This window comes from Nocardia sp. NPDC049190 (assembly GCF_040648115.1).
Lineage (GTDB): Bacteria > Actinomycetota > Actinomycetes > Mycobacteriales > Mycobacteriaceae > Nocardia.
The window spans coordinates 115,385-139,289 of sequence record NZ_JBEZDE010000016.1 but is presented as its reverse complement, the minus strand read 5'-3'; the positions used below and the strand labels follow the sequence as shown (position 1 = coordinate 139,289).

Genomic DNA, 23,905 nt, shown 5'->3' with positions numbered 1-23,905 from the left:
CGCGGGCAGGAGATGCGATGCCGAAATCATGGATTCGATCACTTGTGCTGGGCGTCATATCGGCAGCCACATTCGCCACATTGCCCATGGGACCGGCGAGCGCCGATTCAGTCCATGACATCCCGAGTGGGCTGGAGTCGTTCTATCATCAGCAGCTGGACTGGAAGCCGTGTAACGACGCGCTTCTCGACGGGGCGGGGGCTCGATGTGCGGGCGTTGTCGTCCCACTCGACTACAGTCGACCGGACTCACGCACGCTGACCGTCGCGATCTCGCGCATCCCAGCCACCGACCCGGACCTCCGACGCGGGATCATGCTGTCCAACCCCGGAGGTCCCGGCGGTCCGGGCCTGAGCATGATGGCCGGCCTGCGGGATCGGCTCACACCGGACGTACGTGCCCGATACGACCTGATCGGCATGGACCCGCGTGGCATCGGCCGATCGGACCCGGTGAATTGCGCGTTGCCGCTGCCCACCGTGTTGTTCTCGGCCGGCTTCGACGCTGTCGGCTACGCGCGCGACGTCGCACTGGCCGCGACGTTCGCTGCGTCCTGCGTAGCGCCCGATCCCGAGAAGGCCCGCCACATCACGACCCGCAATACCGCCCGGGACATGGATGTCATCCGCAGCGCATTCGGTGACGGCAAACTCAACTACTACGGCGGCTCCTACGGCACCTACCTGGGTGCGGTGTACACACAAATGTTCCCTCAGCACAGCGACCGGATGGTGCTGGACAGCGCCATCGATCCGGACCGTTACTGGAGCGGCACCTATCAGGACATGGGCGCGATCAACGAAGCCGGCCTCGACGACTGGGCGATCTGGGCGGCCCGCCACGACGCCGACTACCACTTCGGCAGTAGCGGACCGCAGGTCCGAGCGTTTGTCGAGGACACGATCCGACGTGCCGCCACGCATCCGGTCATCGGCAACGGCTACCTCATCGATGAACACACCGTACCGGTGATGCTGATGGCGCTGCTGTCGAATCCGCAGTTGAACACCAACCTCGCCGACGTCATGCGGATCGTGGCCGACGCAGTGTCCGGGCTCCCCATCGACATGGCGCAGCTGAAAACGAAGATCAGCGGCCCCGTTTCGCTGGATGCCTCGGGCATGGCCGCGGTCCTGTGCGGCGACAAGGCCGCACCCCGAGATCCGGCCTGGTATCTCCGCAACATCGAAAGCGCCCGGGCGACCCAACCGGTGTTCGGCGCTTTCGCCAACAACATCACCGCCTGCGCGTTCTGGCCGGAACCGATCGAGCCGCCCACCGCCGTGCATAATCCGACACCAGCCCTGATCCTGCACGCAACCGGCGACACCCGCGTCGCCTACCAGCAAGGCCTTGCGCTGCACCAGGACCTGACAGCGTCACGAATGGTCACGCTGGCAGACACCCGTATCCACGGCATCCTCCGCGCCGACCTGAGCCGCTGCGTGAACAACATCGTCAACTCCTACTTCCGCGACGGCATCCTCCCCGGCGCCGACCTCACCTGCCAACCCGACCCCAGCTATCCCCCCGACTAGACCCATGCCGTTCACTGCAAGAGGTCGCCCGACCGGGTCCGTACGCGCCTTCTCGCGCACTTGCGTGCCGAGCGGATCGACCCGCCTACTTGCGGCCGGATAGATCGCATGGCTGGTCGGCATTGAACCGGGGCGAGAATTGCTTTTCGAGCTGGTCGCGTCCCACTTACCGGACGAGGTGGCCGACCGGATGTTCGTGTTGATCGACATAGGCGAGGACGAAGCCGTGATCGAGGACGGCCCGAAGGTGTTCGCCGCGATCCGGTCGGATCCGAACGCGGTCAGCTTGAACACGATGCTCATTGAGATCGCGACGACACACGGCGGTGCGGGAGACGTGTTCGCCGAGGTCGCGCCGAAGATCGTGACGGGCTGGCGGCCCGATCATCAAATACACCTTGGGAAGCACAGTGTGCACCGCATCAATGCCACTGCGGCCTCGAAGGACTCGTGTGTGACGCCGGTATTGACCAGGGTTTCGCGTACCAGGCGGTCCGCCGACTGCACCCCGATCCCGACCTCGAGCCGAACACGAACGGGCCGAGGTTTCGGCGGTGACGAACTGCGGCAGTGACTCGACCACCAGGCGCCGCACTACGACATGCTCGCTCTCTATAACGATGGGTCGTTTTTGCCCGCAGTGAGATGCCTGCCGATGTGCACGTCGTATCGCCCGCCAAGTCTCGGCCCCACGCCCTCGTCTACTTCGACACAGCCTCGAACCGGTTCACGCTCCGAGATCGGCGATAGCACGGAAATCGCTGGGGCGGATACCCCGTTGCCGTTTGAACGCCGCACTGAAACCGAAAGCGTCCGCATAACCGACGGCCTTCGCCACCTGCGCCACAGTGAGACTACGGTCGGCCAGTAGTTCCTCCGCCTCATCCATCCGGCATTCGGTGAGATACGCCAGCGGCGATTGCCCCATGACCTCGGAGAACCGCCGTGCGAACAGTGCCCGCGATACCCCTGCCTGGGAGGCCAGCGACGCGACCGTCCAACCGGCGGCCGGCTTTCCGTGCATGGCCTCCAACGCCGGCCCAACCACCGGATCGGCCGGTCCGCGATACCAACCCGGCGCGTCAGCGTCCAGCTCCTCGAACCAGTTGCGCAGTGTGCATACCAGCGCCCAGTCGAGCAGCCGGTCCATCATCGCCTGCGCTCCGGCCGGACGCCGGGCCGCATCCGCGGCGACCGACTCCATCCACGCGCATACCTCCACATCGTCGGTCACGACCAGGACGGATGGAATAGCACGCAGCAGCCGTTCGTGACGCCGGCTGGACGCCCGATATGCGCCGACGATCAGAGCGGTCTCACGGGTGGGGTCGTTCCCCCAGCGACCGCCATCCAGTGCGGGATCGCATTTCGCGTCCGGCGCGAAGCAGGAGACCTCGTATTCCTCGTGCGGCAGGACGACAGTATCCGCACGGTCGACGAGGGCGAAGGTTTCCGGGCCGCGCACGATCGCGGTGTCCCCTATCGTGACCCGACGCTCGAGTCCGCCCGGCAGCAGCAGTGTTCCCCCACCGCGCAACACGGTGACCATGGTCAGTGGCGCCTTGTCGGCGAACCGGATGCTCCACGGCGCTTCCAAGACCGCGTTGGTCAGCACAGCGCCCTCGGCACGGATACCGCCCAGCAGTTTGCTCAATGGATCCACACTGTCGACGGTAGACGAACTCCTATCGAATATAGATCTTTACCCATAGATCATCCATTGTCCGGACTGTGGAATGAAATCCAGACCGCACAACCGATCGTCCGGAACTCCGGACACTCAGGGGAGGCCCCGTGCAGCACAATACGACCGTAGATACCGTGACCATCCGCACCGCGCTGGTCGTCGTCGCTCATCCCCGGCCCGACTCGCTGACCGTCCATATCGCCGAACTGGCGACCCGGCGACTCACCGCGGCCGGCTACCGGATCGACCTGCTGAACCTCCACGCCGAGAATTTCGATCCCCGGATGACCGTCGCCGACCTCCCGGAATGGGGCAACCGGGACAAGCCCTACTCCCCCGAAGTCGAGAACCATATGCGGCGCATCCTCGCCGCCGACGTGATCGTCGCAGTATTCCCTGTGTACTGGACGCAGGTCCCGGCGATCCTGAAGGGCTGGATCGATCGAGTGTGGAACTACGGATTCGCCTACGGCCGCAGCAATCCCCGGCTCGCGGGCAAGCGGATACTGTGGCTGGGCCTGGCGGGCGTGGCAGACGACGACGCGTTCGTCGAACTCATGCAGGTTGCGCTCAGCGCGCAACTCAATGATGGTATCGCCTACTACTGTGGCCTCACGCAGTCGTCAGTGGGATTGTTGCCCGGCGCGGAAGAAAAGCGGCAACGCCTGGATGCTGCGGGCAATCTGCTGCTCGACGAAGCCCTCACCGGTGCGGTCCGCGAAGCCCACTATGCGGGCTTGGAAGACCGGGCTCTGGGCTTCGTCAACGATTTCCTTGCCGCCGACCAGGTTTCGGCCTGACCACCGAGGGGTTACCTCCCGGCGTTGGGCGCAGACCGAACCCGGCCACTGCCCTCACCGCGGGTCAGCCCCTGGCCGGACGCCGGTGTTCGACACCACCGGGTTCGACGCCGTTGTGATTCTTCAGATCATCGACGCTGCCGCGGGTCTCGCACCCTGCCAGGGCAGGTTTCAGACGTTTGGTCCGACGATGCGTTCAGCTGCGGCGTGCCACCATCGGGGCGGGGAGGGACTGGCGATCTTTGAAGTGGGTTGATTGGGATGGAGACCGAGTCGTCGGAGCACGTCAGCCTTGATTCGGATGCTGAACCAACCTCGCCAGCGGAGTTCGGCGTCGGGCCCGCAGGCCAGGTCTATGCGGATTTCATCGTTCTGGAAAGGCATCCAGTCGATGCCGCGTTCACGCAGTCAAGCTCGCGTGGCCGCCATAGGTGATGGGCATTCGGGCAAGTTCTCGTACGCCTCGATGGTGATCCAATCCGAGCTTGTTGTCATGGATGCCATGGTGCCTGAATCCTCCGCCGAGAGTGCCTGATCAGAGCCAGTGGCCGATGGTGGCAATGCGGACGTAGCCAGATAGCCACAGTTCGCCCCCGGCACCGAAAGCACTTTCAGCCACCCCGGTTCGATGTTCTCGGGGGCTGGAATGGTGAAGTATCCGCCGAGGTGGGTGGCGCAATCCCGCTCGGCCCGAAGACCAGTCGGCGCATCCCGGAATGCACGTATCTTCCCAAGCCAGTGAGGGTGCCTACACCGACCTGGCGCGAGTGTTGCGGGAGACCCATCCCGACTTGTCGGCCAAGGAGGCGCGGGGCAGTCGCCGAACTGTATTCGTGATGTTCCAGGGTTACGCGATGCTCGGCATGGTGACCCGCCGGCGAGGTCCTGACCGGTCACGATGTCGAGCCCGCGGTACAGACCTATACCACAAATGATTACGGTCACGCCCCCACGAATCGGATGACGAGCCTGGGGGCCTGGACTCGTCGCGGGCCGTGGTGATCGTGCCGACGTGGGACGTGCGGGCGTTGTCGCCCGGTGTACTGGGCGCTCACCCCTACCGACAGTTCGTGGTGGTCAGGGACTGGTCAGGGTTTCCAGTGGGGAGCGCGGCCGGTGAGAGCGACCACGCGGTCGATCAAGGGGCTGTCGGACAGGACCGGGACTTCAGGGCCGTAGACACCCATGTGGCGGCCTGTCTCTGCGGTGTCCTTGACCTCGTCGTAGAGGAAGCCGACCAGGTCGAGATCCCAGGTGGGGTGTTGCGCCGTGGCTTTGGCCAGGTCCCAGCCATGGACGACCAGTTCGGTGATGACCATGCCGCCTACCAGGTGGGCCGGGAGTTCGGTGGGGCCGAATGGGGCCATTCCGGTCCATGCCTCCGGGGCGCTCCACGCGGACGCGGTGCGAGTGATCCGATCTTCGAGCGTGCTCGCCCAGTCATCCGGAGTATGCCCAGTATCGGGGCCGTCCAGCGCAGCCGCGGGTGTTTTGTGCGCTGCCCCTTCCAGCACTGGACTCCAGTGCAGCAGGTGGCTGATCAGCGCACGGACGTCGAACTCGTGGCACGGAGTCGGGGCGTCCAACTGATCAGGCTTGATCGCATTGATAATGGTGACCATGGTCTGGGCGGCGCAGCCGGGAAGTTCGTTTGTGTTCACGCCCTCGAGTCAACCACCGCTCTGAAGCAGCGGATTGAACGAACGCGACAGATACTGACACTGTGGCGAGAGATACCCGTGAGCTGGCCGGCGCCTGGCAGCAGTACCAGCGCCACGCCCGAATCCCGCCGTCCCCCGACCTCGCTCCGTACGTCGAGTACTTCTGGACGGCCGAGTGGCACTACGAAACCCCTTACCGTCAGCTGATCGTCCCGCTCCCCAACGTCCATCTCACCTTCCGGGATGGCGGCGCGATCCTCAACGGTGTGCGCACCCGCCACCACACCAAGGTCTTGAGCGGCGACGGCCAGGTCACCGGCGTCGCCTTCCGTCAGGCGCGGTTCCGCCCCTTTCTCAACGCCCCCGTCGCCACGATCACCGACCGGGAACTGGACGCAGCTGAATTCCTCCCGACAGCCCGTCGTGTTACCCCAACCGTCTCGGCGGTCGAGGACTACCTCCGTGCCCACCTGGCGGTCTCGTCCGAGCCACTGCGGGAAGGTGCGCCGATCGCGGAGGCCGCGATGGCCGCAATCACCGGTGACGCCCGCGTGACCACCGTCGCGGCACTGGCCGACCGGTTCAGCGCAAACATTCGAACCCTGCAACGCGCCTTCGCCGAACACGTTGGCGTGCCGCCCAAATGGGTGATCCGCCGCTACCGGCTGCACGAGGTGACCGAACGCCTGGCCCAAGGACAGGAACCACGCTGGTCAGCACTCGCCTTCGAACTGGGCTACGCCGACCAGGCCCACCTCATCCGCGACTTCAAGTCCATCTTCGGCGAGCCCCCCGAGTACTACCGACAACGGTACTAACTGCTCCAGGCGCGACGCCCTACTCGGCCGAAGCCGACCCTGAACCAGCGACCTCCCAGACTCCCCGCCACAACCCGATAGCGCGCACTCGTTGCATGAGCTGAGGCATTCGTACGCGAACCACATGGTCGGACCCATAGCCATAGATCTGCGGGGCCCTATCCGCCCAATGCGCGAAGCCGGGCGCGTAGCGCGTCCAGATCGTTGGTGGCGAAGGCGATTTCCCCGTCGTCATACGGGTCGTCGTTGCGGGCGACGACCTTGTCGCTGTGGTCGAAAACGTACGGGTCGCTGAGGGATTATGGACACTCGTGACCCCCGTGATCAAGTGTCACGTATTCCCCGTCGCACCCCTACCAGATCGATAGTTCGCCCCGCCCGTCGGCCCAGGCGATTAGCGAGCGATCGCCCTCGCCGAACCGAGGTGGACCTCCGCGCGTGGGAGGCCCCGGACACGGAACCACGCGGCGTTGACCACGGCCGTGTAGCGGAGAGCGAGTGCTAGCGCGATGCGTTCTGCCGCCGTGACCGGCGCGATCTCGGCGTAGCCGGCGAGCACCAGGTTTCCAGCCTGAAGGAGATCGCCTCCTGCGGCTTCCGCGACGCTGAGCGCCGACTGAGCGACATCCAGTAACCGAACGTTGTGTTCCACCGTTTCGAGGTCGAAGATCATCGTTATCCGGTCGTCGGCCACGTGGACATTGCCGAGGTGAAGGTCACCGTGGATGTTGGCGGTGGGAAGGCAGGTGGTGAACAGCGCCGAGGTACCCGTCAACAAACTGTCGAATTCGGCACGGTCGTCGGGCGCGAGGTCGTCGAGCTCCTCGGACAGGACGTCTGGATGCAACGCGTCGTGGTGGTCAATCGTGAGATCAGTGGTGGCGTGGTGGAATCGCGCCAAAGTCCGGCCGAAGTCTCTGGCCAGGGCGTCGGACATGTCGCGGGTAGAGGTCCCCGCCACGTACTCGGCGATGGTGAACGTACGGCCTCCCTCATCGCCCACGACGCGGCCCGTACGCAGCCGCAACGAAAGTGGAGTGGGTAGCCCATGGGAATGCAGAGCCCGCTGGAGTTCGATCTCCTGTGCCGCGCCCGCCCGGGTTTGGTTGCGGAGCACCCGTAGCGCGAGCCGTGTCTCGTCGGCGAGCGATACGCGGAAAACGTCATTGGCGGCGCCTATTCCCATCCGTTCGATGGACATCACGGGCACACCGCTGAACTGGGCTATCATCCGTCGCAGCACCGCGTCCAAAGGTTCGACCGAAGCCTGCAGCGCGGGCGCAGCAGTCATCGGTGGAATCCTTCGGTCAGCGGTCCGGTAGGTCGGCCTTCGACCCACCATAAAGCCCAACTCCACCTGGGGAAATAGGAGTGGCGAATAGCTTCGCTTTCGGGCGGGAACGCCAATTACGGCCCGATCGACGCACCAAGCCAGTTTTCGCAACCAGTCCCGTGCCGCGCGGGCCGCGTCCTCGATTCCGACCCCGAACTCCGGTGTTTGCAGCACCGAAAGCACCTGCTCGGCCTGAGCTTTCGACTGCAAGTAGGCCGAGCACATCGGACCGACACTGCGTGAAGCCGCAGAGGCGGCCGGCCGGCCGCCCGGTGCGGTGCGTGTGGTCGCCCCGTTGCCGGTCTGTGTCACCGACGCCGTCGACGGTGCGCGGGGAGCCGGCACGGAGCAATTCGAAATCTATGGGCGGCTGCCGTCCTACCGCGCGATGCTCGACCGTGAGGGCTTCGCCGGTCCCGAGGACGCCGCCCTCATCGGCGACGAGGCCACAGTGTCGGATCGAGTCGCCGAACCGCGCAGTGCCGGTGCGGACGAGTACGCCGGGTTTCCGTTCGGGCAATCCCCGGAGGATCATGCGCGGACCCGCGCGCTGCTGCGCACACTCGACCCGACTGAGTGAGGGCATTTCGACACAGTGCCCTTTGCACAGTGCCCTTTGCACGGTGCGTGGCACGCGGGGTCGTCGCAACACTCGATTCGGGCGCGGTGGCGGCCTGCGAAGAGGACGAGTGCTCATGCCAGGGGTCTTCGGGTTATCTCGTGTTCATATTCAAAGGATTTTCATTGCCCACCAGGACGATCCGCGCATGACGTGCTCGCCGAGCTGGTGATCGTCACCTGCCAGTTCCCTGATCATTTTCGGGGTGGGGTAGTCGGCGTCGCTGACAGGCCGGCGGAGTTGTGTGGTGAGGTCGTCCAATACCTGTTGGTCGGCTGGAGACGCGGTGGCTCTGACCTCGTTGATGCGGTCGGTGATGCTGTCGACGGAGAAGGAGTGGAGCACAAGGTCGGTGTCGCCCGGATAGAGGGGTGTGGTATCGAAAGCATGGGTGCGGGCCCACACGATGCCACCGTCCTCGGCACTCGACAGCTGATATATCGCATGAACGCCGGAGCGGCGGTAGTAGTCCTCCAGTGACCGGGTGAGCGCTCCGCCGAATCCTTGCCGGCGGGCGTCTTCATCGAGGTAGATGTTCCTGGTGTGCACGACAGGCCGGCCTTGCTCATCGTGGTAGAAGTCCGAGCGGAGGTAACCCACGTCGACTCCTCGGGTGTCATCGAACACCGTTGCCGACATCGTGATCGTGATGCGGTCCTCGGTGGAGCGATGGGGAAAAAAGTACCTTTCGGCCAGACCGGGCGGATCCGGGAACTCGTAGTTCGCCGATACCTCACCCAACCGGAACGGACCGTAGTGTCCTTCCAGTCCCCTCAGCTGCGCCGTCAGCGCATCGTTGTTCGCGTCCTGTGGCCGAACTCGCAATAGCTTGCTGACAGGTGGCACCCTCGAAAGGTCCGGGCCGGTGCGCGTCGTCTCATGTGCAGTTGTATTGGTGCCCAGTGGCTCTGCGCCACCGGTGTGGTCTCGGTCGCTCAGCGCGGCCGGGAACCGGTGCCCACTGTGTTCGTCGGCGCCTTCATGCCTCCGCACCGTACCGGTGACGGCGCCCGAGACAGCGTGTATACCGTCGTACAGACGACCACCGGCCCGCTGACTGAGCAAATCGTCCAGGGAGTCCCGGAACCGCCGCAACAGCTCGTACGGGAGTTCCCTCATCCCAGGCCACCCCGCTCGAGATACGGCCGGAAGTGAGGCGCCGATCTCACGGCGCACCACCGGCGGCCGCGACGCCCTCGGCTCCACTTCTTGTCGGACGCTTCAAATCGTTCATCACGCGGGTCAGAACCCTGGTTATGCCGTTGGTCAATCGAGCCTCGCCACTACTGATCGCAGGTAGCGGTGCAACGAGGTTTTCGGATCAGCCCATGGTGAGAGGTACGCGCGTTGGCCACGAAGTGACGCTTCCACGTCACCGGCTCGCGCATTATGGGGAAAATGCCTACGGTTGTCGCCTCGACGGGACCCGGTAGTAATCGCCGAGAATCGGGTGGAAATGACGTATCCGCTTGTCAGTGAGTTCGGGAGGCCCCGGGCCGATGAGTCTGGTCAGCTGCTATCCGAGCTTCGCTGATTTTCTACGCCACTGCTCCGGAACCCTCGGCGCAGCCTCGTCTGAAGCCTTGCTGCAGGTCAAGGCCAAGGTCGGAGCGCGGCGGGAACGCGACTACGCGCTCGAGAACTTGCACGCGATCCATCAGGAACAGCGGACCTGTCTGCGAATCCTTGATGAACATGCCTTGCGCGACGAGCACTTCCGCGACCGGGCGGTGGATTGGCACGGACCTAACGCTCGCCAGATCACCATGCGCAACCGTCTGCTGGGCGGGTCCAGCGGCAACCTCACCACCCGAGAGTGGGCGGTCATCACGAATTGCTCGCAGGACACCGCATTCCGGGACATCAACGTGTCGATCGGGCCAGGCGCCCTGCAGCGGTTGGGCTCCGGCGGCCGTAGCACGTCCTATGAGCTGGTTCAGCCATGATGCCCCAGAACCGGGGGCTCCCGACTCGGCCCGGCCTCGATTCCCCGTACCGATCCTGCGTCAACTTTTCCGGCGCGAAATCAGCGTCTTTCACGTTGCGGTGCAACAATGAACCGGACATTGATGGTGTCTCCGACCGGACCACCACGAACCGGATCGAGCAACGCGGCCTCTGATCTACGAATATGACGGCCATTTCGTGCTTGGAAGGGTGATCGATGTGTCGCTGACATCTGGTGACCAACTCGCCGACAGCATCCAACACTTCCGGCGGCGCGCCGGTCTCAACCAGCGTGCCGCAGCGGAACTCGCGGGCTTGAGCGTCGGCGGACTGCGCGATATCGAACAGGGCCGAGTCGTCCGCCCGCGCGCTTCCACGCTGCGCAGGCTCGCCGACGCATTCGGGCTGTCCCATTACGAGTTCGATGATCTGGTACGCCAGGCGAACAATGAACACCGCCAAGCGGGCGGGCTGAGGGTCGAGATACTGGGATCACTTCGAGTATCGGTGGATGGCGGACTGATCGATCCGGGGTCGGAGGCCCAGCACGTACTGTTGGGATTGCTCGCGCTGACACCGAATGTCTCCGTGACCCGTGGCGCATTGCTCGATGCGCTCTGGGATGTGCGGCCGACATACGGCACAGCGAACCTGCTGCAGTCGAGGGTCTCCCGACTTCGGCGGCGCCTGCAGCCCAGCATCGTGGACGATTACGGATCACAGCCGATTCCGGTGACTCGCAGCGGCTACCAGCTTTCCGTGACCGAGTATCAGCACGATCTGCTGATATTCCGTCGGCTCGTCACCCGCGCACGGCAGAGCCGCGACGACAGGGATCTCAGTGCGGCGTGCGGTCTGTTCGCCGAAGCCATCGCGCTGTGGCGCGGCGATCCGCTCGACGGCATCGTCGCGTTAGAGACGCACCCGATCGTGTTGGCACTCATCCGCGAATACCGAGCGGCTGTGGTCGAATATGCCTCCGTTGCCGCAGATTTAGGGTCCTACCAGGACGTACTTCCATTATTGCAACAGGTGGCCGACGCCGATCCCCTACACGAAGCCATTCATGCGGCGTTGATGATCGCGCTCGCGGGCAGCGGGCAGCAGGCTGCCGCGCTCAATGTCTTCGACACCCTGCGGCGGCGCTTGGCGTCGGAACTCGGCGTCGATCCCAAGCCCGAACTCGCTGCCGCCTATCAGCGTGTGTTACGGCAGGAAATAGGCCAGCCGGATTTCGCGCCGGTAAGCGCGCATCACCAATTACCGCCGAATATCGCCGATTTCATCGGCAGAATAGACGAGATTCAGCAACTGTTGGACGGATCCTCCGCCCACAACGCCGACACCTCGGCACCCGTCTTCGTGATCGAGGGGATGGCTGGTATCGGGAAGACGCGGCTCGCAGTGCATGCCGCGCACCGGCTGCGAAGAGAGGGCCGTTACGGTGACTGTCAGCTATACGTCGACCTACAGGGGCACGCCGCGCAGCCGCCTGCGGACCCCTCGTCGGTCCTGGCGACGTTCCTTCGACAGCTTGGAGTGCCCGGCGAACAGATTCCGCCCGGCTCGGCCGAGCGAGCGGCCATGTATCGGGATCGGTTGTTCGGCAGAAGCACCTTGATCATTCTGGACAACGCCGCGTTCGAGGACCAAGTGCTGCCGCTCCTGCCTGCCGGTCCTACCAATCTGGTACTGGTCACCAGCCGGCGAACATTGGCATTGGACGGCGCCAGAACACTGCTCCTGTCGACATTCACACCTGCCGAGGCGGAGGAGATGCTGATACTGGCGGTGGGCGCGAAGCGGATTCAGGCCGAACCGGACGCCACCCGCAGGTTGGTGGAGCTGTGCGGCCGTCTCCCGCTGGCATTGGCGATTGCCGCACACCGCCTGCAATCCCGACCGACGTGGACAGTCGCGGATCTCGCCGAACAACTCGAGGACACCGGGGGGTTGCTCAACGAACTCGCCGTCGGAAGCAGGCGACTGTGGTCGGCGTTCGATCTCTCCTATCGGTCGCTCAGCGCGGATGAGCAACGGATGTTTCGATTTCTGGGCCTGCTGGCCGGCGAACGCTTCATCATCGACCGCGTCGCCACACTGATGCGCCTGCCCCCCTCGCGTACTCGGCTGCTCCTGGACCGTCTGGCCGACGAAAATCTGGTCACCGTCGTGAGCAGGAATCACTATCGGCTGCATCGGCTGCTCCGGGATTATGCGTGCGCACTTGCACGAAACGAGGCGCCCCGATCCGAAACCGCGTCCTGAAGAACCGCCGCTGATTTCGTACCGACGGGCACGGCCGCCGATGAAACCTCGCCGGCAGCAGGTCAGGCGGCGGCCCGCCCGAGTCCCCGAATCGTCCAGCCGGCAGCGCGCCAGGAATCCAGCGACAGCGCGTTGCGCCCGTCGAGAATGCGTGGGTGGCTTACGGTCTTGGCGAGTTCCGCCGGATCCAGTGCCCGGTATTCCTTCCACTCGGTCAGATGAAGCACGATGTCGGCATGCTCACACGCTTTGGTCACCTCACGGGCGTAATCGAGCCCAGGAAACACCGCGCGCGCGTTGTCGAGTGCTTCGGGGTCGTGCACTCGAACCCGACCGCCGCGCAGCTGAATCGCGGCCGCCACGTTGAGCGCCGGAGAATCCCGAACATCGTCGCTGTCCGGTTTGAACGCAGCACCCAGCACCGCGACGTTGCATCCGAGGAATGAGCCACCGACCAGCTGCCGAGCCACCTCGACCACGTGTTCCCGGCGCCGCATGTTGATCTCGTCGACCTCTTTCAGGAAACCCAATGACCCACCGACACCCAGCTCTTCGGCGCGGGCCGTGAATGCACGGATATCCTTCGGCAAGCAGCCACCGCCGAAACCGAGTCCCGCGGACAGGAACCGGCGTCCGATGCGGTCGTCATGACCGATCGCATCGGCGAGCGTGACGACATCCGCACCGGCTGCCTCACACACATCGGCGATCGCATTGATGAACGAGATCTTCGTCGCCAGAAAGGCATTCGCCGAGACCTTGACCAACTCCGCGGTGGCCAGATCCGTCGAGATATACGGGGTCCCCTGCTCCAGGATCGGCGCGTAGACCGCACGCAGGATCGCGTCTGCCTCAGCCGATTGGACGCCGACTACCAGTCGGTCCGGCCTCAGCGTGTCCTCCACCGCGAAACCTTCGCGAAGGAATTCCGGGTTCCAGGCCACCTCGACCGCGGCGGGTGCGAGCCGAGCCACCCGGATCGCCAGCTCGGCGGCGGTCCCGACCGGCACGGTGGACTTGCCGACAACCAACGTCTCCCGGCCCAGATGCGGCGCCAACCCGTCGATCACGGCGTTCACATGCCGCAGGTCCGCGGCATACGATCCCCGCTCCTGTGGGGTACCGACGCAAACGAAATGGACATCGCCGAACTCGGCGGCTTCGACCAGCGATGTCGTGAATCGCAGCTTGCCGGAGCCGACGTTGCGCTCCAACACCTCGGAAAGGCCGGGTTCGAAGAATGGCGCTCGGCCCGCGGCAAGCACTTCTATCTTGCCGGCATCGAGGTCGACACCGAGCACTTCATGACCGATTTCGGCCATGCAGGCGGCATGGACCGCTCCCAGATATCCTGTTCCGATCACAGTAATCCGCATGTCGTTCTCCTGAGTGGAAAATCGGGGTGTTGGAAAACCCGTCGTAGGCGTTTGTTCAGCCGTTGAAACAGTTACGCAGCATTTGCATATAACGGCCATATTTCGGTGGTTCGACGACCCCATTTTCGCTCGACCCGGCTCACGTCAACAATGAGGCGCGCCACGTCATCGGGGCGTCGATCCACGATCCGATAAGAATTCTCCTTGCCTTTCTACATTCACTTCCGAACCACAAACAGCACCATCGCCGCAGCAACGGGAAGAATTGTGAGTGCAGCTATCGACAACGGGGCAGCCACGTTCTCGACAGCACGGCGAAAGTTCACTCCAGCCGCTGTGACCGTTTCCGCAGCATGCAGCAGACACACCGCGAATGCCACCGCGATAAAGACCGCCGCTCCCGACAGCGAAAGGAAGACGTAGCTTGCTGCCGCATCGGACAACTCGCCGGTGAGCGCGGCAACGGCCAACATTGTTGCGATCGCGGCGTACGGTGCGACCAGTCTGACCGGAAGCGGCTCGAGCCCGCCTGCCTCTTTGGGAGTCACCTTGATCGTGATCGGGCTGGGCCGGAACAGTTGCACGGCAGCCGCACCTACCCCCCAGGCGATGAACGGCCATCTGGTCAGGCGATACAGCCAGTTCTCCCAACTCAGGATCGGAGTATCGCTCGGCCGGAGCAATCCGGCTCTCCGCAACACCGCTGTGAGCGCGACGAGCCAGAGCGAATTGGCCGCCCAGTACAGGAGCACCAGAATCGGGTTGGCGGCGAACCACTTCGCCCCGGTGACGGCACTGATCGCCATGACCGCTATGCCGCACCCGATGGCGACGATCAACGCGGAGTGAAAAAGCATCGCGTACAGATACCGCAAACGCAAACGCCAACTGAGGAGGCCGAAATGTAGCGGCACCACCCGCAACAACAGGGAGGTCAGGCTTCGTGTCCATTGAAATTCTTGCACGAGCATCGCCGAAAACGTCAGTGGCCCATTCCCATGTGTACCGGCCGCAATGGCGAAGGCGCCGCGCCAACCTACTGATTCGAGCAGGAACCCGGTCGAGAAGTCTTCCAGGTGCTCTGGACCGATCCCGCCGATCTCGGCGAGGGCCTGTGTTCTGATCGCCCAATGGGAGCCGACGGGGATAGGCGCCAGTCCGCGGTTGTGCCCGAGCTGAACAGGACCGTGGAAGTACGCTTCGCGATGCACCCGTCCGCGGGCCGACCACGAACTCGCCGCGTTGCGGTCGCAATTATTCGGTGCCGCAACATAGCCGGTGGCGGGATCGCCGAACGGTCGGACCATCTCGGCCAGCGTGGTCGGGTCCGGCACGTGATCACAGTCGACGTGAACTGCGATGTCATAATTCTCGTACCCCACGTGATCGTAGAAGTACGCGAGGTTGCCCTCCTTGCCCCGAGTGCGGCGGGGCCAGGAGTCACAGTGGTATTCCTCGACCCCGAATCGACTGGATATCCGGACACCGTGGGCCGCACACCAATCGGTCACCTCTGTGGTCGGCTGCTCGTCACACAGCCACACGTCGTAGGGATACGGAAACTCTTGCGCCAGCATCGACGACAGCGTTGTCCGCCCGACGGCCCACGGCTCCGACGGCGCGCGGGTGACGACAAACGCAACCCGAAGCCTGGGCACCGGCAATCGCCGATCGACTTGCCACAGCCGGTTCGCCGCGGCGAGATAGGACAGCGGCTCACACGACAAGTACAGCGGTACCGTGCTGCTGACAAGGAACCCGATCCAGCCCACCCGGTTTTCGGGCCGCAGCCACCACCACCAGAAAGCCAGGACGCCGGCCAGCCAACCGACAGTCAGACAGGCGACGAGTATGCGCTCCTGGAGCCGCAGCGCGGGCACGAAAGTTTTCGGGCCGAAAGTCCGTTGCGGCTTCCTGCCGCGATCGAATACGGGTCCGCGCGAGGAAATTTCGATGACATTGCCATTGGACAGTCGTTGGACAGCCTCGGTACGGTCTCGACCACCGGGGTCCCGGTGAGCCCGGGTTTGTGACTGTGTCGAATCAAGTGGGTTCACAGCTGTTCCTGATATTCCGGTAACAGGTTGTCGCACTGCCCGCCGGCAACGGCGGCGGCAGCCGCGGCCACCTCCTCCGGCCTGGACCGGAACCACTCCACTGTGCGGCGCAAACCGTCCTCGATATCGACTCGCGGTGACCAGCCGAGGGTCGTGAGCGCCTTGGTGATATCCGGGCGACGTCGAGTCGGGTCGTCGGTCGGCAGCGGGTGGTACTCGATGGGCGAGCGCGCGCCGGTGATCGCCAAGACCAGCTCGGCGAGTTCGGCCACGGTACGTTCATTCGGGTTGCCCAGGTTGACCGGACCCGGCTCGGACGAGTCGATCATGGCGACGATGCCGCGGATGAGATCATCGACGTAGCAGAAGCTTCGGGTTTGACTCCCGTCGCCGTAGATGGTCAGCGGGTCACCATTCAGAGCCTGCGTGATGAAGCTGGTCACCACCCTGCCATCGTGGGGACGCATCCGAGGACCGTACGTATTGAAGATCCGCATCACACCGGTATCGACGCCCAGAGTCCGTCGGTAGGCCGCGGTAATCGCCTCGGCGAACCGTTTGGCTTCGTCGTACACACTGCGTGGGCCGATCGGATTGACGTTGCCCCAGTACTCTTCACGCTGCGGATGCACCAGTGGGTCACCGTAGACCTCGCTCGTCGATGCCAACACGAAGCGAGTTCCGTGTCGGTGCGCCGCCCGCAGCGCGTTCTCCGTTCCACGACTTCCGACCGCAAGCGTCTCGAGTGGCAGCCGGTGATAGTCGGGTGGGGAGGCCGGGCTGGCCAGATGCACAACCGCGGAAACCTCGCCCTCGACGTCGAGTCCCGCGCTGACATCGGCCTCATAGAATTCGAAGGAAGGATTTGCGAGCAAATACTCGATATTGGATTTGCTGCCGGTCGACAGGTCATCCATACCTATAACCTGATCACCTCGGTCGAGAAGAAACACACACAGATGGGAGCCGATAAACCCAGCGGCACCCGTTACCAGAACACGCATCGATCACCTCAGGTACACAGGTTTTGAGTTGGCGTCACATCACCAACTCGATGCGAGAAGAATAAACACGACTACACCTCGATGTGCGACAGCCTGACCGGTTGGCTTCGATCGAAACCCGTACTATGCCCGCGCTGTCGAACCTTCAACTACCTAAGTGTATCCATCAAGCTGCACTTTTCTGGCCATCAACAGACATGGCCGCGACCCCTCTTTGTCAGCGCATGCGTCCAGTATGGCACCTGACCCCGAAATAGCAGCGATGACGCGTGGGCCACCACGCGCGCGGGTAGATGAACGAAGGTTGAAATTCATTGAGCGGCGACTCAGTCGGACTGGATAGCGCATTGCAATTACAGACCGGCCAGTTCGAACATCCCGAGACGTTAGATCGAAGCCACTCGACGACACGCCTGGTGCGCGATCGCGTCACCTGGCTGCACTATGCACAGCAAGGCGCCTTCGGATATTTCCAATTCGGATTCGGCCCCTCCGTACTCCTCTTCAGACAGGAGGCGGATTTGAGCCGTACTGTCGCCGGCCTGTACGGACCGGCGCTTGCGGTCGGCGCGGTGATCGGCGGCGCAGTGTTCCCGCACTTGACGCGGCGGTTGCCACTGGCTGTCGTATTGTCGATCGCCCTGGGCGGACTGGCCTCCAGCGTGGCAGTGTTCTGCCTGACGCCATCGGTGGTGGGCACCCTTGTCGCCGCCGCAATCGCTATGGGCTTCGGCATCCTCGTGCTGAGCGGAGTGTCCACCGGACTCTCCGACCACCACGGACCGACTTCCGCAGCAGCGATCAGCGAGGCCAACGCGGCCAGCGCGGGAATGGGGATCATCGCCCCATTGCTGATCAACGTCGCAGTGGACGCCGGGCTGAGCTGGCGTGCCGCGATGGGCCTTTCGATCGTCATCGCCTGTGTGCTCGCTACGGTAACCGCGCTGACCCACCGGCGGTCGACCGCCCAGGTCCGCGTCGTTGCCGATCGACAACATTCGGAAAGCGAAGGCTTGCCAGCGCGATACTGGCTGGCGTGGACATGCCTGCTGGCCACCGGTTCCGTCGAGGCGGGCCTGATGCTGTGGTCGCCCGAGCAACTCAGAATGCACACCGGAATGGCCGCGGACATGGCTGCCATCGGGGTGTCCGCGGTACTCGGCGGCATGCTGGTCGGCAGGCTCGCGGGAGGATGGGTAGTGGCGCGGATCCCCACCGCACCTTTGATGTTCACCGCACTGGCGATCGCGGCGGCAGGATTCGCAGTGTTCTGGTCCACGGCCGACCCGCAAATCGCGATGGCCGGCCTCATCTGCTGCGGGTTGGGCATCTCGCTGCACTTCCCGCTCGGCGTGGCCCTCACCATGAAAGCATCGAATCAGCAGCCCGAACTCGCCATGTCACGCAACTCCTACGGAATCGCATTCGGCTTCGGGGCCGCCCCCTTCCTCCTCGGCGCCCTCGCGGATCAGCTCGGGATTCGCGCGGCATTCGGATTGATACCCCTCTGCCTGTTCGTCGCAGCCCTGTCGCTCGGACAACTGAAGCACCTGGAACGACGCGACCACCGTTGAGGGGATCAGATCCGGTGACCCGCGGGCCGACGGTCGCGTCGGTTCATCGACCTGTGAAGTCAGGCGGCCCGCGCCGCAGCATGACCGCGACGGCCTCCCGGCGGTCCATGGTGGATAGGCGGCTGCCCGCACCGCCGCGGCCAGCTCCAGGCGACCTCCATACCTTGGTGCCGGCCCTCGGGCAGTAGGCGCTTGGTCATCCGCAGCACGTGCGGCGGGTTGGCGCTCACCCGGGCGGCGAGCCGGTGGGCAGCGTGTGGACGAGTGACGCCTGACGTCAGTGGTCGTAGGCGATCAGTGATCGGCTGGGCCGGGGGTTTGGTGGCGAGATTGCGCCAGATCGCGGCTGCCAGGTTGGGGATCGTTGGGCGGTTCGGCGAAAGGCCGACGTAGCTGCGTGCGCCGTGGGTTTCGAGGGAGAGCCCTCCTTCGCAGGTGTCGTAATTCGATGAGTTGGCGGATGCCGCCGTGGCGGGGTTCGGCTTTGCGGTCGGGGGGCGAAGTGCACGCCGTCGAGCGCGACTATGCGCGAAAACTGTCTGCCCCCAATCCTTTAACCCGATCGGTGATCCCGGCATGTGGATCATCGACTGCGCACCGCCCGCAATCCACAGCGAGATCAGCACTGCACCAACGCAACCGGTTAAAAGTTGTGAGCGGCGATGAGTTCCTCTTCGAGTTGGGAGTCAAGTTCGATCATCGCCGGACTATTTCAACGATCGCTTGTGCTGGTTGTCAATGGTCAGGACTTGGCGGGAGAGAGGTCACGACCATCGCCCGGTCCATGGGCCCCCGCGACCGCGGGAGCTGCGGCATGAGCACCTCGAGTATCGAGTGGACCGAGGTGACCTGGAATATGCCGAGTGCCGGAACCCCATAACGGGCAGCGTCGAAAGACTCGGGTCCTGGGGGACGGTAGCAGACGCCGTCCAGCTCACGACCATCGACAAGCTGACGCCCCGTCTCCTGGAACTAGGCGGACGGGGCGAGCATCTGCCTGTTACTCCACGCGTGATCCGGGATCGGCCCAGGGCCGTTTCCATGGCCGTTTCAATGATCGGATCCCTCCGATATCGTCGATCGGCGGGCTCTCGGGGGAACGAAAAACAGTCACCGTCGCCGAGCAGGGCGCGGCCGCCCGAGGCCTCTTCTTGCCACGACGCGGCGCGGCCGCAGAGCTGTTCATCCCAGCGGACCTGGAAGCACGTCCGCCCGGCGGGCCAAACCACACTGAATTCTGTATACCGACTACAGTTGACTATTGTAACTACCACCGAGTGGTGCAGCGTCCGCTCACGCAGTGAAGATCCCGCAGGCCCGATCAGAGAGATGAGGATGAAGGAACTCGACCTTCCCGACGTGGCGAGGCTGGGACAGCGCCGTACCACGTCCGATGACGTCGCGGATGCCCTGCGTGAGGCGATACTTCAGGGCCGCTTCGAGGACGGGCAGGAGCTGAACCAGGTCGCCATCGCCAAGCACTACGGAATTTCACGGGTGCCGCTGCGCGAGGCGCTGCGCCAACTCCAGGCGGAGGGCTTGGTCAGCGCGCGCGCCCATCAGCGGACCGTCGTGGTCGGCCTGACCGTCGACCGGGCGTTGGAGATGATCGACATCCGGATCATGTTGGAGTGCTACCTGCTCGAGCGCGCATTGCCGCACATCACCGCCGAGCGAATCGCCGAGCTGCGAACCATCTGCGACGAGATGGACCACGTTACCGACCATTTCGAGTGGCTGCGGCGCAACCGGGAGTTCCACGACAAGCTGTACGCCCCCTCCGAGGCAAGTTTCGCGCTGGAGATGTCCAACCAGCTTTCCAGTCGTATCGGGCGTTACCTATACATGTGGAGCGGCTCAGGTGTCGAGCGGTCGACCGAAGCCGGAAACGAGCACCGGCGCATACTCGACGCCGTTGCTCAACGCGACGCACGACGCGCAAAACTCGAGCTGGAATTCCATCTCATGCGCACCCGCGAAAACATCATCAAGCTTTTCGAGACCGAAGGCGGAAGCACCTCGGTCACCGCCTGACCGCACGGTAGAGCCGTCCGCGCGCAAGGCCGGCTGGCCACCCGCCACTACGCGATCCGACACGGTCCGACACGACCGTCCGAACCTCACCGCCCCGGTCGACCTCACCGCCCCCGGTCGCCGAACGTGGCAAATCTTCGACGCCCAGCTCGCAGCGGTAGCAGCCGGCAACGCTCGACCGAGACGTGGCGAGGCCGAGCCCAGCGAAGCCTGCGGTCGCACGCGGCCGGCCCACTCCCGACCGGATCGGTAGAAGCGCGGTCAGCTGCGGACCAGCGGTCCCGCTCCACACGGGCCCGGTCCGACTCAGCCAGCGGGACCAGGAGCAGGCAATTCCCGTACCAACCACGTCCGTCACACCGGCGCGCCCCGCTCTGACATGCCGTCGCAATAGTGTATTCATCTGAGAGCGTCACGATCGCCCCTCCGCGGCAAGCACCTCACCATCCACCGATCACCAGGGAAAACCGCATCCCCGGAAAAGAAGGTCTTGACTGAATTTGCAAAGTGGATACAGTATGCACAGCTAAGGCTGCTTCATACAGCCAGAGGAGGCCACATGGCAACGAAGTCCACGTCCTCGCCGATCGCGCAGTCACCGACCGCAGAACTCAACGGCAACGTCGCGAGCGGCGTTATGTCCTATTTGGGCTTCACGGTCCTGCTTCTGCAGGTGGGCATCGTGCCGCAGTTACCCGCAATCGGCCGGCAGCTCCACCTGTCGGTAGGTGACGTGTCCTGGGTACTCACCGCAGAACTTCTGGCGGGCGCTGTCGCGCTGGCGGTGTTCAGCCGTCTTGCCGATCTGTTCGGCAAACGGCGCATCATGGCCGTATGCCTCGCGGTGGCGCTCGCCGGAGCGCTTCTGGGAGCGGTGACAAAGGACGTCACCGTTCTCTTGATCGCACGGGCGCTCATGGGCGCCCAGGCGCCGATGCTGGCTTTGCCGGAGGCGCTGGCGAGTGACACGATGCGGCCCGACAAGGCACGGTTCACCATAACCACGATCCATGCGGGAAACTCCGTCGGGGTCGCCGGCGGGCTCCTCCTCGGTGCGCTCGTCGGTGCGGGTGGGCGGGACTACCACCTCTACTTCTGGGTGGCAGTCGCGACGTTGGCACTCGGTCTGCTCGCCTTGCTGATGGTTCGCGAGTCACCGTACCGAGCGACCGGACGAATCGACGTGTCCGGCGCAGTGCTACTCGCCATCGGGTTGGTCGGAGTCCTGCTGGGCACGAGCAAGGGACCCACCTGGGGCTGGGCGTCCCCGCAAGTCTTGCTGCTGATCATCGGTGGCCTGGGAGTCCTCGTAGTGTGGGTAACGGTCCAGCATCGCGTCGCGAGTCCGCTCGTGGATCTGGCGTTGCTGCGGCGCACCGCGACCCGGACTCCCATCATCGTCGTGTTCCTGATCGCGTTCGGCATCTACGGCGCGATTTCGGCGGTGGCTCGTTTCTCGCAGACCAATCCGGCCGTCGCCGGGTACGGCTTCGGGTACACGCCGACGGACGGCTGGTTGTTCGCTGTCCCGGTGGCGATCGGCGGTTTGGCCGCGGCAGCGCTGTTGCAACCGCTGGGCAAACGCATCGGGTTCGCAGGAGCTGCCGCGGTCAGCGTTGTCTGTTGCACTATCGCCTATTTCACGTTGGCGATCGCGCACAGCACCTTCGAGCCGATGATGCTGAGCCTCGCGATCTACGCACTCGGCAATACGATGGGTCTGGCCGCATCCCAGGTCATTGTCGCCAGGTCCGTGCCGCCGTCTCAGTCCGGCGTCGCGCTCGGACTCACCGCGATCGTTTACGCGGTGGGCAACTCCCTCGGGACGACCGCCGTCGGAGTGTTCTTCGCGTCGAATACGGCGGCGGGCGGCACGTTCCCCGCTCCGAGCGCCTACACGTTGTCCTTTGTGGTGTGCGGGGCATGCACGCTCGTCGCCACATTGTTCGCGTGGCAGGCACACCGCACAGGGACCGACGCTGCCGCGCCCTCGCCGGTAAAGCAGTAGTTCCGGCTCGAACCGGCACGACGCGACGAGCGAAGCAACCGTGATCCGGGCACGAGTACGGATACCGCGAGCGTGACGAGCACCGGCAATCGGCACCTTCGGAGGCGTGGCCTCTGAAGGTGCCGTCGCGCGTGCTGGAAGAGACTGCATCGGCCCCGCTCTGCCGGCACTGCAGCCGCGGAGTGCGGCACTCGAGTCGTTCGAGCAAGAACCAGCCACATCCTGCCGCTCTGGACATCCAGGACCTCCAGGCCTGAACACCCCCAACGTTATGGAGAACCGATGACATCCATGCCGGATCTGCCACTGCTGCACGCCCTGCGCACCACACCGTCACGGCGCTATCTGTCCGATCGTCCTATCCCGACCGACGTGCTCTGGGACATCCTCGACACGGCGACCAGGGGACCGTCGGGCGGGAATCGGCAGGCCTGGGGTTGGGTGGTGGTCACCGACCCGGAGATCAAGCGGGCGGTCGCCGACTGGTACCGGGATCACTGGCAACGAACGTACGAGCCGCGGCGCGACGAACTGTCCCGGGCCAGTTCGTCGAGTCAGGGGTTCGGCGCCGCGTCGTTCCGTGCGATCGAGTACCTCGCCGGACACATCGCCGAAGCCCCCGTCTGGGTGATTCCGGCGCTGCCCGATGCGGCGGCGTCCACGAACCCTCGCCTCGGCGCTTCGATCTACGGTGCTGTGCAGCAACTCGTTCTCGCTGCGCGCGCGTACGGGATCGGAAGTGTGCTCACGACGTTCTACGTCGACCGTGAGCCCGAACTGCGGACCCTGCTGGGTCTGCCGGATCACGCCGTAACGATGGCCCTGCTCCCGCTGGGATATCCGTTGCGCGGACGCTGGGCAGAGCCGCGGCGGTTGCCCGTCGAACAGGTCGTCCACTGGAACCGTTGGGGCCGGCAGCGAGAGCGGGCCGTGCCATCACGTGACGAGTAGTCGCCCGCGGCTCAGGGTGACCGTCCCGCCGTGCTCGTGATCGACGTGGTCCATGCGTTCACCAGGGACAAGGGCGAACTTCAGCGGAGGCCACCGCCGCCTTTCCGACCGCGAGCGACCCAGTGCGTGGGCCGCCATGCCGTATCTGAAGGCGGTGACCTGGCCGAGCGCAACAACTAGCCGGTCGTCTACCCGACGGCTTTACCCGGAGCGCGGGCGGCTGTGGTGCC

17 protein-coding genes and 1 pseudogene are annotated in these 23,905 nt (G+C 64.4%); 11 read left to right on the top strand and 7 right to left on the bottom strand.

All coding sequences use genetic code 11. The features are described from left to right. Positions 1–17 precede the first annotated feature (17 nt). Positions 18–1,538 (top strand): alpha/beta fold hydrolase, encoded by a 1,521-nt coding sequence (locus AB0B25_RS16615; protein ID WP_357179641.1) that lies wholly within the window; start codon positions 18–20, stop codon positions 1,536–1,538. Positions 1,539–1,728: 190 nt separating this feature from the next. After that, positions 1,729–2,112, top strand: coding sequence for a hypothetical protein (locus AB0B25_RS16610; protein ID WP_357179638.1), 384 nt, complete (start codon positions 1,729–1,731; stop codon positions 2,110–2,112). Between the two features lie 153 nt (positions 2,113–2,265). Here AB0B25_RS16610 and AB0B25_RS16605 read toward each other — a convergent pair whose 3' ends face one another. Further along, on the bottom strand, positions 2,266–3,201 hold the full coding sequence (locus tag AB0B25_RS16605) for an AraC family transcriptional regulator (RefSeq protein WP_357179635.1): 936 nt from the start codon (positions 3,199–3,201) through the stop codon (positions 2,266–2,268). Positions 3,202–3,359: 158 nt separating this feature from the next. On the opposite strand from AB0B25_RS16605, the gene AB0B25_RS16600 reads away from it, so the two are divergent. Further along, positions 3,360–4,025, top strand: coding sequence for an NAD(P)H oxidoreductase (locus tag AB0B25_RS16600; RefSeq protein WP_357179633.1), 666 nt, complete (start codon positions 3,360–3,362; stop codon positions 4,023–4,025). A gap of 1,088 nt (positions 4,026–5,113) precedes the next feature. On the opposite strand, the gene AB0B25_RS16595 is transcribed toward AB0B25_RS16600, so the two are convergent. Next, positions 5,114–5,686, bottom strand: a complete 573-nt coding sequence (locus AB0B25_RS16595) for a TIGR03086 family metal-binding protein (RefSeq protein ID WP_357179630.1) — start codon at positions 5,684–5,686, stop codon at positions 5,114–5,116. Positions 5,687–5,748: 62 nt separating this feature from the next. Between AB0B25_RS16595 and AB0B25_RS16590 the strand changes: the two genes are divergently transcribed. Beyond that, positions 5,749–6,504 carry a helix-turn-helix domain-containing protein gene (locus AB0B25_RS16590; RefSeq protein ID WP_357179627.1) on the top strand — a complete coding sequence of 252 codons (756 nt, stop codon included), beginning with the start codon at positions 5,749–5,751 and terminating at the stop codon, positions 6,502–6,504. A 394-nt stretch (positions 6,505–6,898) separates the two neighbouring features. On the opposite strand, the gene AB0B25_RS16585 is transcribed toward AB0B25_RS16590, so the two are convergent. Then, the gene (locus AB0B25_RS16585) at positions 6,899–7,795 is read right to left on the bottom strand and encodes a phosphotransferase (protein ID WP_357179625.1); all 897 of its coding nucleotides are present in this window, start codon (positions 7,793–7,795) and stop codon (positions 6,899–6,901) included. Positions 7,796–8,051: 256 nt separating this feature from the next. Here AB0B25_RS16585 and AB0B25_RS16580 point away from each other — a divergent pair. Then, positions 8,052–8,417 (top strand): annotated as a pseudogene (locus AB0B25_RS16580) (LLM class F420-dependent oxidoreductase); the annotation flags it as partial. A gap of 150 nt (positions 8,418–8,567) precedes the next feature. On the opposite strand, the gene AB0B25_RS16575 reads toward AB0B25_RS16580, so the two are convergent. Next, entirely contained in the window at positions 8,568–9,575 is a 1,008-nt protein-coding gene (locus AB0B25_RS16575; protein ID WP_357179622.1) for a GNAT family N-acetyltransferase, read from the bottom strand. Positions 9,576–9,955: 380 nt separating this feature from the next. Here AB0B25_RS16575 and AB0B25_RS16570 point away from each other — a divergent pair, with 380 nt between their 5' ends. Next, on the top strand, positions 9,956–10,402 hold the full coding sequence (locus AB0B25_RS16570) for a hypothetical protein (protein WP_357179619.1): 447 nt from the start codon (positions 9,956–9,958) through the stop codon (positions 10,400–10,402). A gap of 220 nt (positions 10,403–10,622) precedes the next feature. Continuing rightward, positions 10,623–12,671: a BTAD domain-containing putative transcriptional regulator gene (locus AB0B25_RS16565; protein ID WP_357179616.1), complete on the top strand. Its 2,049-nt coding sequence runs from the start codon at positions 10,623–10,625 to the stop codon at positions 12,669–12,671. 62 nt (positions 12,672–12,733) lie between these two features. On the opposite strand, the gene AB0B25_RS16560 is transcribed toward AB0B25_RS16565, so the two are convergent. From AB0B25_RS16560 to AB0B25_RS16550, 3 genes are all read right to left on the bottom strand, one after another. Beyond that, a complete protein-coding gene (locus AB0B25_RS16560; RefSeq protein ID WP_357179666.1) occupies positions 12,734–14,047 on the bottom strand; it encodes a UDP-glucose/GDP-mannose dehydrogenase family protein in 1,314 nt (437 codons plus the stop codon). A 218-nt stretch (positions 14,048–14,265) separates the two neighbouring features. Then, entirely contained in the window at positions 14,266–15,927 is a 1,662-nt protein-coding gene (locus AB0B25_RS16555; protein ID WP_357179613.1) for a glycosyltransferase, read from the bottom strand. A gap of 173 nt (positions 15,928–16,100) precedes the next feature. Further along, entirely contained in the window at positions 16,101–17,108 is a 1,008-nt protein-coding gene (locus AB0B25_RS16550) for a UDP-glucuronic acid decarboxylase family protein (protein ID WP_357179610.1), read from the bottom strand. Positions 17,109–17,524: 416 nt separating this feature from the next. Between AB0B25_RS16550 and AB0B25_RS16545 the strand changes: the two genes are divergently transcribed. The 4 genes from AB0B25_RS16545 (at position 17,525) to AB0B25_RS16530 (ending at position 23,675) form a co-directional block, all read left to right on the top strand. Beyond that, complete coding sequence (locus AB0B25_RS16545) at positions 17,525–18,682, top strand: MFS transporter (protein ID WP_357179607.1); 1,158 nt, start codon at positions 17,525–17,527, stop codon at positions 18,680–18,682. A gap of 1,335 nt (positions 18,683–20,017) precedes the next feature. Next, positions 20,018–20,716, top strand: coding sequence for a GntR family transcriptional regulator (locus AB0B25_RS16540; protein ID WP_357179604.1), 699 nt, complete (start codon positions 20,018–20,020; stop codon positions 20,714–20,716). Between the two features lie 559 nt (positions 20,717–21,275). After that, on the top strand, positions 21,276–22,724 hold the full coding sequence (locus AB0B25_RS16535; RefSeq protein ID WP_357179602.1) for an MFS transporter: 1,449 nt from the start codon (positions 21,276–21,278) through the stop codon (positions 22,722–22,724). A 282-nt stretch (positions 22,725–23,006) separates the two neighbouring features. Then, positions 23,007–23,675, top strand: a complete 669-nt coding sequence (locus AB0B25_RS16530) for a nitroreductase family protein (protein WP_357179599.1) — start codon at positions 23,007–23,009, stop codon at positions 23,673–23,675. Positions 23,676–23,905: the final 230 nt, after the last annotated feature.